Consider the following 11,951-nt stretch of genomic DNA (forward strand, 5'->3'; position numbering starts at 1 on the left):
CTCCTGGTATTCGGAACCGCTAACAGAGCGGACGTCTTCGACCAGAAGAAGTTTTTGGTCCCCTTCGGGCATGCGCACAGCCTGGAGATCGCGGGCTGGACCGGCGCTGCTTCTCCTCGGATACCCAGCAAGAGGCCTGGTCACTCCTGCCCAGCGGCCGATCCGCGCCAAACGCTCCACATACGCAGAAACGCTCCACCTGTAGGTGGAGCGTTTCGAGGTAGCTGGCGCGTATTCGGCCCGGTGTTTCTGTGGAGCTCGATGTTTCTGTGGAGCTAAGGGGAATCGAACCCCTTGCGTTGCCAGGGAAAATAGGGGTTTACCTGCACGAATGTGCTACCAACGATGATGCCAGAATATCGAGCCACCTGGGAAAACCCTCCGGGCGTGTTGCCTGAGGCAACAATAGACCGGGCGTCCATTCACTCCAGGAGTACTGCGGTCGCGGTCACCGTCTCCGAGTCCGCCATCGTGGCTGAGCAAGTGAAGACCGTGTAGCCGACCTTGCCTCCGAAGCTGTTGTTTGCGTTGAACTCACCGACCACTGTCCAGCCGTCGGCCGGGTCACGGGACACGATCTTGACCGAGCGAAACTTTGCGGAGTCCGGATCCTTGAGCTGATTCTTGACTGAGTTCTGGCAGGCCTTCTTCGCGGTCTCGTCATCGTCGCTACTGGCGACCGGGTCAGCTGGTGCTGCGGTCGTCGTGTCGCCCACATTGCCGGGCGCTGCGTCCGCATCCTCGTCGTCACCTCCGGACCCGACGCCTACAAGAACTGAGATGAGGAGCGCGAGGCCAATGACGCTGGCTACGACCCAGCCGATCGTATTGCTCGTACCGGTGCGCGTACCTGACGCTGACGAACGAACGCCGTCCGGACGGGGCCGCGTTTGTGCTGTCCATTCGTCGCCATCCCAGTAACGCTGGCCATTGAATTCGGGGAGTGGGTCCCGATACCAACCAGGACGGCGGTATTTCGGGTTGATCGAAAAGTCATCCTTGGCCACGCAAGTCTCTTCTCTGCACGCGGGCTGCGACCCGCTGGGAACGTAGACGCCGCAGCCGATTCACGAGTATCGGGTTGTACGCGAGCGCTTCTGGATTATCCAGTATCTGGTTGAGCTTTTGGTGGTAACGGATCACCGACATTTCGAAACGGCGCACGATTGCCGCTTCTTTCCCGCCGGCATACCTCCACCACCTGCTCTCGAAATCGAGGATCGCGCGCTCGAGGTCGGTCATGCGCCGAACTCCGATCCGTCGGGGTCCGGCCGGTCGTATTCGGCGTCCCATTCTCGCTGGAACTTCTGCAGTTCGGTTTCGCCGTAGAAGCGGCAGTAGACGACGCCTGGGGTGCCTTCGGGCGGCGGTGGATTGTCATGCGGATTCATGGCGTGGCTCCGTTCGTGCGTAGCTCCAGTCGCCGCCGAGCTGGTACTCGAGGTCGGCGACTTCGATGGGGTCCAGGTGGCGCATGCGGGTGTCGAGGACGTCGATGGTCACCCACAGTTCCTCGGCCATCTCGGCTGGGTCGGGGTGGCGATCCCAGCGGAATGCGGACAGCAGCTCCTCGAATGTGATCATCCGCAGCGCGGTGAGACGCTCGACGAGCGCTTCCTCTGCCGCGTCCGCCGGGAAGATGCCCCGCTCGACGTGGATCAGCTCGTGCGTCAACGCGCAACGACGCTGAACCTGAGTGAGGCCAGCACATATCCAGATGTACCGGCCGTCGTGGTGACCGTGACGGCCCGCCGGTAAGTGCCGCGTTGTCACCACCCGTAGGTGCGGGTATTGCTCTCGCAATGTGCGCCAAGGGTGCCACCGGTGGTGGCTTGGCAGGAGCTTCGTATCCATGCCGATGTTCTATCGGCAAGCACCGACAAACCTGTGCGGCACAACGAATTACAACAGCGTCATTCGTGTCTGTTGACCGGAACCTCGACCGCCCGCACTTTGTCGATAGCGGTTAACGGCAGCATGGGGGCCGGGAGCCCAACAGAGCGCGCCGCGTCTGCCATTCCGGCGCGGAGATAGCCGAAGAGGTAGTCCACTGCATAAGTGCCCAGAAACTCAGAAAGCTCGGTGTCGTCTGGTTCCGGCGGCTCAGCATCGAAGAAGAAACGAACCGCCAGATCAAGTGTCAACTCAAACTGCGCCTCTTCGATCTTCATTCGAGCGCGAACCTCAGCCCACCGCACCTGATCCTTGGGTCGGGCACCCAACACCAATGTCAGTGCTACCTGAAAGTCGTCCTCATCTGGATCGTCGTCGGGTTCCGGCTCGACATCCAAGGGTTCGTCGTCATGAAACCTTCTCTTGATCGACCGCTCCCGCCAGCGCAAAGACGCGTTCGTGCATCGCTCCGCAAGCTTCACTAGGTGGTGACCCTTAGGTCCATCGGATTGGGCCTCGGTTCGAGGTCGGCATCATTCTGACTGTCGACACTTGTCCACAACCGGCCCTCCATCCGAGCTAAGAGCCGATCGTGCTGCCGCTCCCACTCCTCAGCCGGAACCGCGCGCAGACTCAGGTTGGCCCCTACAGCGTGGGCGTAGCGCAGAATGACTTCCATCGTAGGATTGCTCCCCTCGATGTCAGCCTCAAACTTGCTGATCCCTGATCGATGGATTCCGATCGCGTCGGCGACCTGTGTTTGAGTGATCTTCCGCTTCTCCCGGATAGCAATGAGATCATCGAAGAGACGCCGACGCTGCTGAGTCAGACGCATCGCGTTCCGGACATGACCTTCACTCGTCAAGTCAAGTGGTTCTGATCGATCCTTCTTCCGGCGCATAGGTGCAATATAGCGCAACAAAAACCGCCTCAGCCGGGGAACGGTGCCCACCGGTAGCCCTTGTCCTTGAAATATCGCTTCAGGTATTTCATCGCGGCACCGATCTGCTTGCGCTGGTGGACGCGGTTCTGGGCCTCTGTGAGCGATGGCTTCTTGTCGCCTAGCTTGATGCCGATGACATGATCGCGGCGGTTGATCGCTTCACCGAAATACAGCCGCCACTCGAAGTGCTTGTTCGATCGCTTCCGCACGGGCCGGCCTTTTGCCTTCAACTCTCCCAGCCAGGGCGGCGAAGCAACGTTCGTCGGCGCGTACTCCAAAGGACACCGGTAGTCCCTTTCTCGACGGTAACGGCCGCTTCCGCCGAGTCCACGCTGCGACTTCGACTCAGCGATCTGTCCCAGTAGATTCCCATGAGCGAAGGGATCTTTCAGGAGCAGATCCCCGAACCCAGCCTCGACCTCCGGCGCGTGTTCCCAATGGCAAAGGCCACGAAGGACGCGGTTGCCGTGAGGAAACTCCGACTCGTTGGAACTTTCCCCCTCTCCGTTCACACGCCCTCCTCCGGCCCCTCAGGGTCGGGCCGCTCCGCCAGCTCATCCTGATCGCGTGCCTCCTTCGACCCCTTCTCTCCCAACTTGGGTGTGTAGGCCACATTGGGTAGCGAATAGTCGGGCTCGGGGTCATCAAGCTCGTCGGCTTGATCCTTCGGATTCAAGGCGTAGACCTTTGCCTCCTGGTCTTCGTTCGTCTCGCGCGGTGCATCCGGTTTCTGCGTAGTTTCCATGCCATTGGTGGCCTCCGTGATTGAGCGAACGAGCGTCACAATCGCGTCCCGCTGCACCTCGTTGAGGCGGTCGGCCGTGGATGGCAGCCGTGCAGCAAGGTCGGACTGGGCGCCCCGCTTGACGTCGAGCCCGATCGAGCGCGCCGCCGCGAGGACGACTTCCGCGACATCCACATCGAGGGCTTTGGCCATCGCGGTGATTGTGGCGGGCTCGGGGAACTCCTTGACGCGCACACCCGTCCCGAGCTGTTGCCATCGCTGGCGTGAGATCACTGCGTCTGCACGGTTCTCCAGGTCTGCATAGGAGAAGCCGCGGAGGCGTTTGCGTTCGCCGATCAGCTCGTCGAGGGTGGGCACCTTTGAAGCGTGTTCGTTCCCGCGGGTCATAGCAACGCTCCCAAAATCGTGCCGCCTAGCCCGAACACAGGTCGGGCCGATCCGGATACAACTCGACTGACTGCATCCCTGCCTACCAATTGACAGTGGCAATTGTGCCGCAAACCCCCAGGCAGGCAAAACACATCGGTGTCATTCGCTTGACACCTGCCTACTACTAGGCACATACTCACCAAGTATTGATTGACAGATAGGCGCCTAGAAGGCAGGATGGAGAAGGTCAGAGATGGCTACCCGATACAGACGTCGACCGAAAGGGACTTGGATGAAGCTCCGCAGTCCTCAACTGCTTCAGGCGTTCGTGGGTCCTGAACCGGACAAGAAGATGAGTGCCCGACAGCTGGCGCGGTCCGTCGAGGTGCACCCCAGCTTCATTAACCACCTCACCGCTGGCCGCTCGGCCAGTTGCACTCCGAAGGTTGCCGATCGCATCGCGGGTGCGCTCGGCGTACCGACCGACATCCTTTTTGAGGAGCGACTGTCAAGTACCGAGCGCCAGTCCGACAAGTCGACTGCGGCCTAGGCCCACGAAAAAACCCGCCGCGGGCAGGCGACGGGTTCCGGAACGAGATCTCGTGGAAGGAGATCCAGTGCAAGACCATCGTAACGCCCCCGCCAGGATCGGCGAAGTCTCGCCGTTCGACACGATCAGGCACGTCACCCCCGAGGGCCGCGAGTACTGGTCGGCCCGCGACCTCATGCCCATCCTTGGGTACGAGCGGTGGGAGAGGTTCGCTGACGCAATCGACCGAGCCAAAGTCTCCGCCTCCAACGCCGGATACGACGTGGCAACCAATTTTCCCGGCGCCGCGAAAATTACCCAGACGAAGCCGGCAGTCGACTTTCACCTTTCCCGCTACGCCTGCTACCTCGTCGCCCTGAACGGTGACCCTCGTAAGCCGGAGATCGCGGCGGCGCAGACGTACTTCGTCATCAAGACGCGAGAGGCTGAGGTTGCGGCCGCGACGCCGGCACTCCCCCGCACCTATGCCGAGGCGCTCCGCGCTGCGGCCGACGAGGCTGACCGGGCGGACCGGGCTGAGGCTCAGGTCGCCGAGCTCGCACCCAAGGCCGACCTCGCCGACGACTACCTCCTGTCGCAGGGTGGCGCCCGCCTGGTCCGCGAGGTCGCCAAGGTTCTCGATTGGAAAGAGAAGGACCTGCGGCGGTGGCTGCTCGAGGAGAAGTTGATCTTCGTGAAGCACGCCCCGTGTGGCGCAGTGATGTACGACTTCTACGCCCAGTACGCGCACCACTTCCAGACTCGCGAGAGGGTCGTGGAGCATCAGTGGGGCAGCTGCACTCACTACACCCTGCAGGTCCTCCCCCGTGGTGTTGAGCTGATCCACCGCCGCATGAACGGGCGTGCGGCATGAGTGACATCGAGAGGATCCGAGGTCTGGTCGGCGATAAGGCGCCGAAGGGGTCGGTGCCCGCCGCGTGGTGGATCACGACTGATGCCGATCAGATCGCCGCCTACGACCGATGGGTTGCTGACTACAAGGCATACGTCGATCAGGTGCAAGCGCTGGCAGAGAAGCTCGGTCTGCGAGTTGAGGATGCCAGGCTGTCGAGTTTCGCTGGACAAAGCAGGCTGACAGGATTCGCCCCAACGCGCGGAATGCGTTTGTGGTCAGGGCATCCCGAGTATGTCCCCGCACCCGTCGGATGGCGGATCGATTCCAAGTCCGATCACTTGGTCCCGAAGCGGAAGACGAAGGCCTACCGCGAGAGCCAGGCGAACAAGGACTTCAAAGCGCTGCGGGTGGTGCCGGATGTTGTTGCCTACATGTCGGGTTTGCCGTCTGAGATCTACCTCGACGACCGGGACTGGGGCGGCACCGCGTACGGGGTGCACTACCGGCGCGGCGCCAAGTGCGTCATGGCCTTTAGCGGTGGCGATCCTGATCGGCAGTCGGAGGACATGCGTCATCGCGAGGCTCGGATCGACGCCGCCATCTGGGAGCGCCTGCCATTGAGTGCACTCCTAATCCTCAGGGAGAAGGCCGCATGAGCGACACCGAAACGAAGCCACTGACGATGTCAGTCGAAGATGCAGCTGCCCTGATCCCCTGCTCGGTTGAGCACTACAAGCGCCGCCTCGCCGCCGGCATCTGGCCCGGAGCGAAGCCATCTCGCGAATGGCGGGTGACACCAGCACAGGTACAGCAGGCGATCGACATCTCTTCCACCAAGACTCACGGCCTCGAGCAACCGCGCGCATCAGGCCTCTCCCCCAGATCTCGAACCATCAAACGCAAGTCCGCCTGATCACCCACCCCCATCTCTGAAAGGCATTCCGTTGTACATCTTCCTGACCTATCTCGCCATCTATCTGGGTAGCGCCGGCCTCGCCATTGCGGTCCTTACTGCGATCGGGGTCGTCAACTCCAGTCGTAGCGTTGACATCAACGCCTACGCCAAGGAAGTTGATCGCGGGCGCATCGTCGGTGGTGACGACCTGTGAACACAGCCGACATCCACACCGTTGAACAGCGTCCAGAGTCGACGGCCGTGACGGCCGCTCCGCTACAGAGTCTGGGGCTCGCGCTCACCGCACGCGAGCCCTCACCCTACGAGGTCGCCATATTCCGCGCGCTCCAAGAGCAGCCTGTGTACCTCGGATATGGGGCCGACACGGTCCACCTGCCGCGCGCTCCGCATGGGCCCGGAGAGGTCGGGCGCCTTGAGGGCCACAGTCAGCCTGACCCCCGCATTGCGCGGGTGCAGCAGCGGAGGGAGAAGAACCGCGTCGCCCGCCGCTCCCGGCGCGTCAATCGACTGGCAACCCGATGACCCGACTGTCGCGCAGACAGCGCGCGAAGCAGCTGCGAACCCAGCCCTTGCCGGCACCGGTCTTGCCATCACCGTTTGTCCCGGGCGACGACACCCCGCGCGCCCATTACGCCGGTGACTGCCGGAACCACGACCCGGAACAGCTATACGGCCCGGACAGGTTCGGCGCCGCGTACCTCGCGGCCGCCGCCGAATACGACGCCGACCGAAACCGGACCACTCTCTACTTCAATCCGGAACGGAGGACCGCATGACTGACACCGACATCCGTTGCGAACAAAGCGATCTGCTCGTCGAGCACTGCGCCCACTGCCGCGGCCTCGATGACCTCCCGAGCGGCTCGGAAGTCCTCTACTCGTTCGCGGCGAAGTTCAACAGCTACTGCGATCGCTGCGACGCAGAGGTGCGTGAAGGCGACCAACTGTTCCGGCTCGGCGACAACAGCCTGCTGTGCGGGAGGTGCGCGAAGTGAGCGAACGCGACCTCGTTTTCCTCGACGTCGAGAGCACCGGCCTCGAGGACGACTCGGACATCTGGGAGTTCGCCGCGATCCGGCGCACCCCAGAGGGCGACGAAGATCGGATGCTCATCCAGATCTTTCATGACGCCCACAAGGTGGAGGGTCTGCCGCCCGAGTTTCAGGCCGACCATGCGACCCGGTTCGACGCGGGCCAGGCGCTGCGGCAGTACGACGCGGCCCGCAAGATCGCGACGTTCCTCGCTCCCGGACCCGGTAACCTCGCGCCCCAGATCGTCGGCGCGGTACCCAGTTTCGACACCGGTCTGATCGCTCGACTGTTGCGCCGCAACATCAGCCCGGTCGTGCCGCCGCCCTGGTACCACCGGCTGCGGTGCGTCGAGTCGATCACCGTCGGCCACCTCGGACGCGAGATCGGCGGCCTACAGAACTGCCTCGACGCTCTCTGTCTGCCCAGCGGCGAGAAGGCCGGCGCCCACACGGCAATGGGTGATGCGCTGAGTGCCCGTGCGATCTGGGATGCGGTGATGAAGTGAACAACGTCTATCGCCGCATTCCCTCGGTCGTCCACCGCGTGGCGTTGCCGCTGCAAGACACTCAGACGCTGCAGCTCCGAGGGTTCGTGGCGGCCCTGCACGTGGAGCGTGTGCGCACGCAAATCCTTGCCCGGGAAAACGACCAGGCGGCGTTCGAACTTTGGTACGAGGCGATCCCCGGCAGCGATGAGCTGCTCCGGGTCGACGTCCACGTCGCGGGGACCGGTCACCAGTTCAAACACGACGGCCAGTACATCGGCACCTTCACCCAAGATGACGGCGACTTCGTCTGGCACGTGTTCGTGGAGTACCCGGTGACGTCCAATGTCTGACGTCATCACCACCGCACCCACAGAACCCGGTATCTACGACGGCATCTCCGACCTGACCTACCACGCCGACCGCAGTTCACTCTCCTCGTCCGGTGCCCGAAAGCTGTTACCGCCGAGCTGCCCCGCGATCTTCCGCTATGAGCAGGACCAGCCTCCAGAGATCAAGACAGAGTTCGAGTTCGGGCATGCAGCCCACACCCTCGTGCTCGGTAAGGGTGCGGACCTCGTCGATGTCGGGTTCGACTCCTGGGCCACGAAGGCCTCGAAGGAGGCCCGCGACGCGGCGCGGGCCGCGGGCAAGACGCCACTCAAGTCCGAGGACTACGCGAAAGCGCACGCCATGGCCGCGGCAGTGAAGCGGAACCCCGTGGCAGCCGCGTTGCTCGAGAACGGAATGCCCGAGTTGTCGATGTACTGGGATGACCCGGAGACCGGGTCGCGGCTGCGGTGCCGACCGGACTGGCTCACCCACACCACCACGGGCCGGCCGCTGTGCGTCGACTACAAGACGACCGCGAAAAGCGCACAGCCAGCAGCGTTCGGAAAGTCAGCGGCCGACTTCGGCTACCACCAGCAAGCGCCGTTCTACCTCGACGGCCTGGAGGCGAACGGACTCGCCGACGCAGCGTTCCTGTTTGTCGTTCAGTCGAAAGTCGCCCCCTACCTGGTCAGCGTGGTCGAGCTTGACCCCGAAGCGATCGCACTCGGCCGTGACCTCAACCGCGCGGCGATCCGCCTCTTCGCCGACTGCATGGCGACCGATACGTGGCCGTCCTACGGCGACCACATCCACCTGGTCAACATGCCCCAGTATGCCTACTACCAGTCAGCGGGGTTGCTCAATGCCTAGTGAAGAATGGCGGCCCATCGCCGGGTACGAAGGGCAGTACGAGGTCTCGTCGCACGGTCGGGTTCGCAGCATGCGCAGGTTGGTTGCCGCTCGCGGCGGGTCGCAACGTGTTCAACATGAACGGATTTTGAGACCAGCTCTCCTGTCGACCGGCCACCTCATGGTGAGACTTTCTAGTCATGGCGTCGGCAAGTCACGATCCGTCCACCGGTTAGTCCTACTGGCCTTCGCGGGACCGCCGCCCGAGGGGTGCGTGTGCCTCCACCGTGACGGCGTACACACGAACAACCGGATCGAAAACCTGCACTGGGGAACGTCTTCCGAGAACACCGTCGATCAGGTTCGACATGGCGTTCATCAGGCGGCGCGAAAGACCCACTGCAAACACGGCCATGAGTTCACACCCGCTAACACCTACACGTACCCGAAAGCCGGTGGCTCTACCCGAAAGGGCCGCTGCTGCAAGACCTGCATCGCGGATCGCGCTCGCCAGTACCGACTCAACCGAACGAAAGAGGCAACCAATGTCTAGTCCCGCGAAGTACCAGCCACTCGCCGCGCTCCCAGGCTCAGGCAACAACACCAAGATCAGCCAGGCCACCGCCGTCGAGCAGCAACGGGCGATCGCGGAGGTGCAGGCCGCCGTCGTTGTGGCCCAACAGGTCCCCCGCGACATGAGCCGCGCCGAAGCTGAAATGAAAGACGTCTGCGGCCGACTGTCCATGGCGAACTCCGCGTTCTATGCCGTCCCCAACCGCGGCAACGGGCCATCCGTTCACCTGATGCGCGAGCTCGCTCGTATCTGGGGCAACCTCAACTACGGTGTCCGCGAACTCCGGCGCGACGACGCTGCCGAGGAGTCCGAGATCCAGGCCTTTGCTTGGGATATTCAGACGAACACCAGGTCAACCAGAACATTCATCGTTCCTCACGCCCGCATGAAGGCTGGCAACAGGCAGAAGCTCGTCGACCTCGGCGACATCTACCTCAACAACCAGAACATCGGTGCCCGCGCTGTCCGTGAGTGCATCAGCACCGTGCTTCCCCGCTGGTTCGCCGAGCAAGCCATCGATATCTGCGAGGCCACTCTCGAGCACGGTGAAGGCGAGCCGCTCCCCTCCCGGATCGACAAGATGGTCAACGCGTTCAAAACGATCGGCGTCACTGGCGAGCAAATCGAGGCCAAGCTTGGTCGCCAGCAAGGCGCCTGGACAGCCGCCGATGTGGCCAGGATGGGCGTTGTCTACCGATCGATCAAGGCTGGAGATGCGATCAGGGATGAGGAGTTCCCCCCACTTCGCGCCGTGTCCACCGACGACATCATCAAGCCTGTCGCGCAGCCGGACCCGGAACCCGCCAGCGAACCCGACCCGACTCCGGAACCCGAGCAGGACGAGGCTCCGGCTGTCGCCGAGTCAGACGCCCAACCAGACGAGACGCCAATCGCCGGCATCTCACGAGCCCAGGTCACAAAGCTGAACATCCTCCTGAAGGAGGAGGGCGTCACCGAACGCCCGGCCAAGCTCACATGGCTGTCCGAGCAGTTGCGTCGCAACGTCAAGTCATCTAACGAGCTCACCGCGGACGAGGCGCACAGCTTGATCGACTTCTTGGAGCGCTCACAGGCCGAGGATCGCGAGCTCGCTGAGGGGCAGCAACTTCCAATCGAAGGCGAGACCGCGAAGTGACCACCGTCGATCACCTCGCCGAGGCGGAGCGTCGCGCCGTCCACGCGGCGAGCCCAGAGGCGGAGAACGCGTACGAGGTCCAGAAGAGTCTCGCGATCGGACAGCTGCACGCGGCGATCTCAATGGCGCAGAGCCTGGCCGCCATCGTTGGCACAGACGATCAGGTCGACGCCGCGGTCGCGGCACTCGCCTCACTGCCCGTTGTTGCTCTTCCACCCGAACCGACGCACCTCCCCGATCTCGATTCGCCTGAGGCATATCGGTTCGCAGAGCGCGTCATTCGCCACACCTGGCGGTGCGGCCCAGGCACCCGGTCGCAGCGCTTCGCTCAAGAGTTGGCTGACCGAGCGGCGAGTGCCGAAGAGGTCGAGCTGTGAGTTACGACGAGGTCGCAGTGCAGCGCGCGCTTCGCGGGGAACACGTGAAACTCACTCACCCGGAGCGGATCGTCGCTGTGCGTCGGTTGACGGAGCGCGGCTACTCGGCCGACGAGATCAGCGGTGTCCTGCACGTGAGTGAGCGGACGGTGTGTCGGCTGCGCGGCAAGGACTTCGACCCGACGATCGCGGACGACGGGCCCATCGGCGCACCTTCCAAGGCCGAGCGCCGTCGTCTCCTCGATGGTGCTGTTCCGGCCGCGGTCGCGATGGCCAACCATGTCCGCGAAGACGACCCCCGCGTCGTCTGGTCCGAGCTGGGCACGATCACGCCGAACCAGCTGAAGACGCTCGTGGTCACCCTCGCCGCGATGGTCCCCGTCGACGACTACTCGGCGCAGGAGCTACTTGCATGGACCGACCAGCTCGTCGACGGCGAAGCGAGGTCGGCATGAGGACGCGGCACCCGAAGGGCCACGGCACCGAGGCCCGCTACAGGAGGCACCTACGCAACGGCGAGCAGGCGTGCCAGGCATGCAAGGACGCTGTCGCTGCAGCTGTCGCGGACCGTCGCCGGATCAAGCGGGCCGAGGCGGCATGACGGCCCGAACGATCCGCCAAGAGAACCACCGCAGCTGGGGGAACAGCATCGAGTGGTCGACGCCACCTCATGAAGTGCGAACTGGCCTGCTGCGACGTCGAAAGGCTGTCGGGAAGCTGGTCGGCTGGCTCAGCCGCCGCCCTGAGGTTGGGGACAAGTTCGTGTCGCCGATGCAGTCAGGCAAGAACGCGATCTTCACCATCACCAGCGTGGAGGGTGTCCGCGACCCTCGTGACATGTTCTTCGCCGACGTCGAGTTCGAAGGCTATGAGCAATGAGGCGCCGCTCTGACCCGGCCGAGTTTCGTACCCGCCGC

Annotated in this window: 25 protein-coding genes; 17 read left to right on the plus strand and 8 right to left on the minus strand. The window is 63.3% G+C overall.

The features are described from left to right. Positions 1-422 precede the first annotated feature (422 nt). From KXR83_RS05545 to KXR83_RS05580, 8 genes are all read right to left on the minus strand, one after another. Positions 423-1,007: a DUF2510 domain-containing protein gene (locus KXR83_RS05545; protein ID WP_437423937.1), complete on the minus strand. Its 585-nt coding sequence runs from the start codon at positions 1,005-1,007 to the stop codon at positions 423-425. Beyond that, positions 994-1,242: a DUF3263 domain-containing protein gene (locus tag KXR83_RS05550; protein ID WP_437423938.1), complete on the minus strand. Its 249-nt coding sequence runs from the start codon at positions 1,240-1,242 to the stop codon at positions 994-996. Before KXR83_RS05550 ends, KXR83_RS05545 begins: the two co-directional genes overlap by 14 nt. Then, positions 1,239-1,391 carry a hypothetical protein gene (locus KXR83_RS05555; RefSeq protein WP_437423939.1) on the minus strand — a complete coding sequence of 51 codons (153 nt, stop codon included), beginning with the start codon at positions 1,389-1,391 and terminating at the stop codon, positions 1,239-1,241. Before KXR83_RS05555 ends, KXR83_RS05550 begins: the two co-directional genes overlap by 4 nt. Continuing rightward, on the minus strand, positions 1,378-1,674 hold the full coding sequence (locus KXR83_RS05560; RefSeq protein ID WP_437423940.1) for a hypothetical protein: 297 nt from the start codon (positions 1,672-1,674) through the stop codon (positions 1,378-1,380). Before KXR83_RS05560 ends, KXR83_RS05555 begins: the two co-directional genes overlap by 14 nt. A 239-nt stretch (positions 1,675-1,913) precedes the next feature. Next, the gene (locus KXR83_RS05565) at positions 1,914-2,375 is read right to left on the minus strand and encodes a hypothetical protein (RefSeq protein ID WP_437423941.1); all 462 of its coding nucleotides are present in this window, start codon (positions 2,373-2,375) and stop codon (positions 1,914-1,916) included. Next, positions 2,375-2,845, minus strand: a complete 471-nt coding sequence (locus tag KXR83_RS05570; protein ID WP_437423942.1) for a helix-turn-helix domain-containing protein — start codon at positions 2,843-2,845, stop codon at positions 2,375-2,377. Before KXR83_RS05570 ends, KXR83_RS05565 begins: the two co-directional genes overlap by 1 nt. Then, entirely contained in the window at positions 2,824-3,348 is a 525-nt protein-coding gene (locus tag KXR83_RS05575) for a hypothetical protein (RefSeq protein WP_437423943.1), read from the minus strand. The genes KXR83_RS05570 and KXR83_RS05575 overlap by 22 nt, the downstream gene beginning before the upstream one ends. Continuing rightward, a complete protein-coding gene (locus KXR83_RS05580; protein WP_437423944.1) occupies positions 3,345-3,938 on the minus strand; it encodes a hypothetical protein in 594 nt (197 codons plus the stop codon). The genes KXR83_RS05575 and KXR83_RS05580 overlap by 4 nt, the downstream gene beginning before the upstream one ends. 304 nt (positions 3,939-4,242) lie before the next feature. Between KXR83_RS05580 and KXR83_RS05585 the strand changes: the two genes are divergently transcribed. The 17 genes from KXR83_RS05585 (at position 4,243) to KXR83_RS05665 (ending at position 11,913) form a co-directional block, all read left to right on the plus strand. Then, a complete protein-coding gene (locus KXR83_RS05585) occupies positions 4,243-4,500 on the plus strand; it encodes a helix-turn-helix domain-containing protein (RefSeq protein ID WP_437423945.1) in 258 nt (85 codons plus the stop codon). A gap of 67 nt (positions 4,501-4,567) precedes the next feature. Further along, entirely contained in the window at positions 4,568-5,353 is a 786-nt protein-coding gene (locus tag KXR83_RS05590) for a phage antirepressor KilAC domain-containing protein (RefSeq protein ID WP_437423946.1), read from the plus strand. After that, a complete protein-coding gene (locus tag KXR83_RS05595) occupies positions 5,350-5,991 on the plus strand; it encodes a hypothetical protein (RefSeq protein ID WP_437423947.1) in 642 nt (213 codons plus the stop codon). Before KXR83_RS05590 ends, KXR83_RS05595 begins: the two co-directional genes overlap by 4 nt. After that, positions 5,988-6,248, plus strand: a complete 261-nt coding sequence (locus KXR83_RS05600) for a hypothetical protein (protein ID WP_437423948.1) — start codon at positions 5,988-5,990, stop codon at positions 6,246-6,248. Before KXR83_RS05595 ends, KXR83_RS05600 begins: the two co-directional genes overlap by 4 nt. A gap of 31 nt (positions 6,249-6,279) precedes the next feature. Then, positions 6,280-6,444, plus strand: a complete 165-nt coding sequence (locus KXR83_RS05605; RefSeq protein ID WP_437423949.1) for a hypothetical protein — start codon at positions 6,280-6,282, stop codon at positions 6,442-6,444. Next, positions 6,441-6,773, plus strand: a complete 333-nt coding sequence (locus KXR83_RS05610; RefSeq protein WP_437423950.1) for a hypothetical protein — start codon at positions 6,441-6,443, stop codon at positions 6,771-6,773. Before KXR83_RS05605 ends, KXR83_RS05610 begins: the two co-directional genes overlap by 4 nt. Continuing rightward, positions 6,770-7,027 (plus strand): hypothetical protein, encoded by a 258-nt coding sequence (locus KXR83_RS05615; RefSeq protein WP_437423951.1) that lies wholly within the window; start codon positions 6,770-6,772, stop codon positions 7,025-7,027. The genes KXR83_RS05610 and KXR83_RS05615 overlap by 4 nt, the downstream gene beginning before the upstream one ends. Then, positions 7,024-7,245 carry a hypothetical protein gene (locus KXR83_RS05620; protein ID WP_437423952.1) on the plus strand — a complete coding sequence of 74 codons (222 nt, stop codon included), beginning with the start codon at positions 7,024-7,026 and terminating at the stop codon, positions 7,243-7,245. The genes KXR83_RS05615 and KXR83_RS05620 overlap by 4 nt, the downstream gene beginning before the upstream one ends. Next, a complete protein-coding gene (locus KXR83_RS05625) occupies positions 7,242-7,787 on the plus strand; it encodes a hypothetical protein (RefSeq protein WP_437423953.1) in 546 nt (181 codons plus the stop codon). Before KXR83_RS05620 ends, KXR83_RS05625 begins: the two co-directional genes overlap by 4 nt. Beyond that, entirely contained in the window at positions 7,784-8,119 is a 336-nt protein-coding gene (locus KXR83_RS05630; protein WP_437423954.1) for a DUF7352 domain-containing protein, read from the plus strand. Before KXR83_RS05625 ends, KXR83_RS05630 begins: the two co-directional genes overlap by 4 nt. Continuing rightward, positions 8,112-8,969 (plus strand): PD-(D/E)XK nuclease-like domain-containing protein, encoded by an 858-nt coding sequence (locus tag KXR83_RS05635; RefSeq protein WP_437423955.1) that lies wholly within the window; start codon positions 8,112-8,114, stop codon positions 8,967-8,969. The genes KXR83_RS05630 and KXR83_RS05635 overlap by 8 nt, the downstream gene beginning before the upstream one ends. Then, complete coding sequence (locus tag KXR83_RS05640; RefSeq protein ID WP_437423956.1) at positions 8,962-9,501, plus strand: NUMOD4 motif-containing HNH endonuclease; 540 nt, start codon at positions 8,962-8,964, stop codon at positions 9,499-9,501. The genes KXR83_RS05635 and KXR83_RS05640 overlap by 8 nt, the downstream gene beginning before the upstream one ends. Next, a complete protein-coding gene (locus KXR83_RS05645; RefSeq protein WP_437423957.1) occupies positions 9,494-10,657 on the plus strand; it encodes a hypothetical protein in 1,164 nt (387 codons plus the stop codon). The genes KXR83_RS05640 and KXR83_RS05645 overlap by 8 nt, the downstream gene beginning before the upstream one ends. After that, positions 10,654-11,034, plus strand: a complete 381-nt coding sequence (locus tag KXR83_RS05650; protein ID WP_437423958.1) for a hypothetical protein — start codon at positions 10,654-10,656, stop codon at positions 11,032-11,034. The genes KXR83_RS05645 and KXR83_RS05650 overlap by 4 nt, the downstream gene beginning before the upstream one ends. Beyond that, entirely contained in the window at positions 11,031-11,489 is a 459-nt protein-coding gene (locus KXR83_RS05655; protein WP_437423959.1) for a helix-turn-helix domain-containing protein, read from the plus strand. The genes KXR83_RS05650 and KXR83_RS05655 overlap by 4 nt, the downstream gene beginning before the upstream one ends. Then, positions 11,486-11,635 carry a hypothetical protein gene (locus KXR83_RS05660; RefSeq protein ID WP_437423960.1) on the plus strand — a complete coding sequence of 50 codons (150 nt, stop codon included), beginning with the start codon at positions 11,486-11,488 and terminating at the stop codon, positions 11,633-11,635. Before KXR83_RS05655 ends, KXR83_RS05660 begins: the two co-directional genes overlap by 4 nt. Next, on the plus strand, positions 11,632-11,913 hold the full coding sequence (locus KXR83_RS05665) for a hypothetical protein (protein WP_437423961.1): 282 nt from the start codon (positions 11,632-11,634) through the stop codon (positions 11,911-11,913). The genes KXR83_RS05660 and KXR83_RS05665 overlap by 4 nt, the downstream gene beginning before the upstream one ends. The last annotated feature ends 38 nt before the right edge of the window (positions 11,914-11,951 follow it).

The sequence above is a fragment of the Williamsia muralis genome, assembly GCF_051487485.1.
GTDB classification, from domain to species: Bacteria; Actinomycetota; Actinomycetes; order Mycobacteriales; family Mycobacteriaceae; genus Williamsia; species Williamsia muralis_B.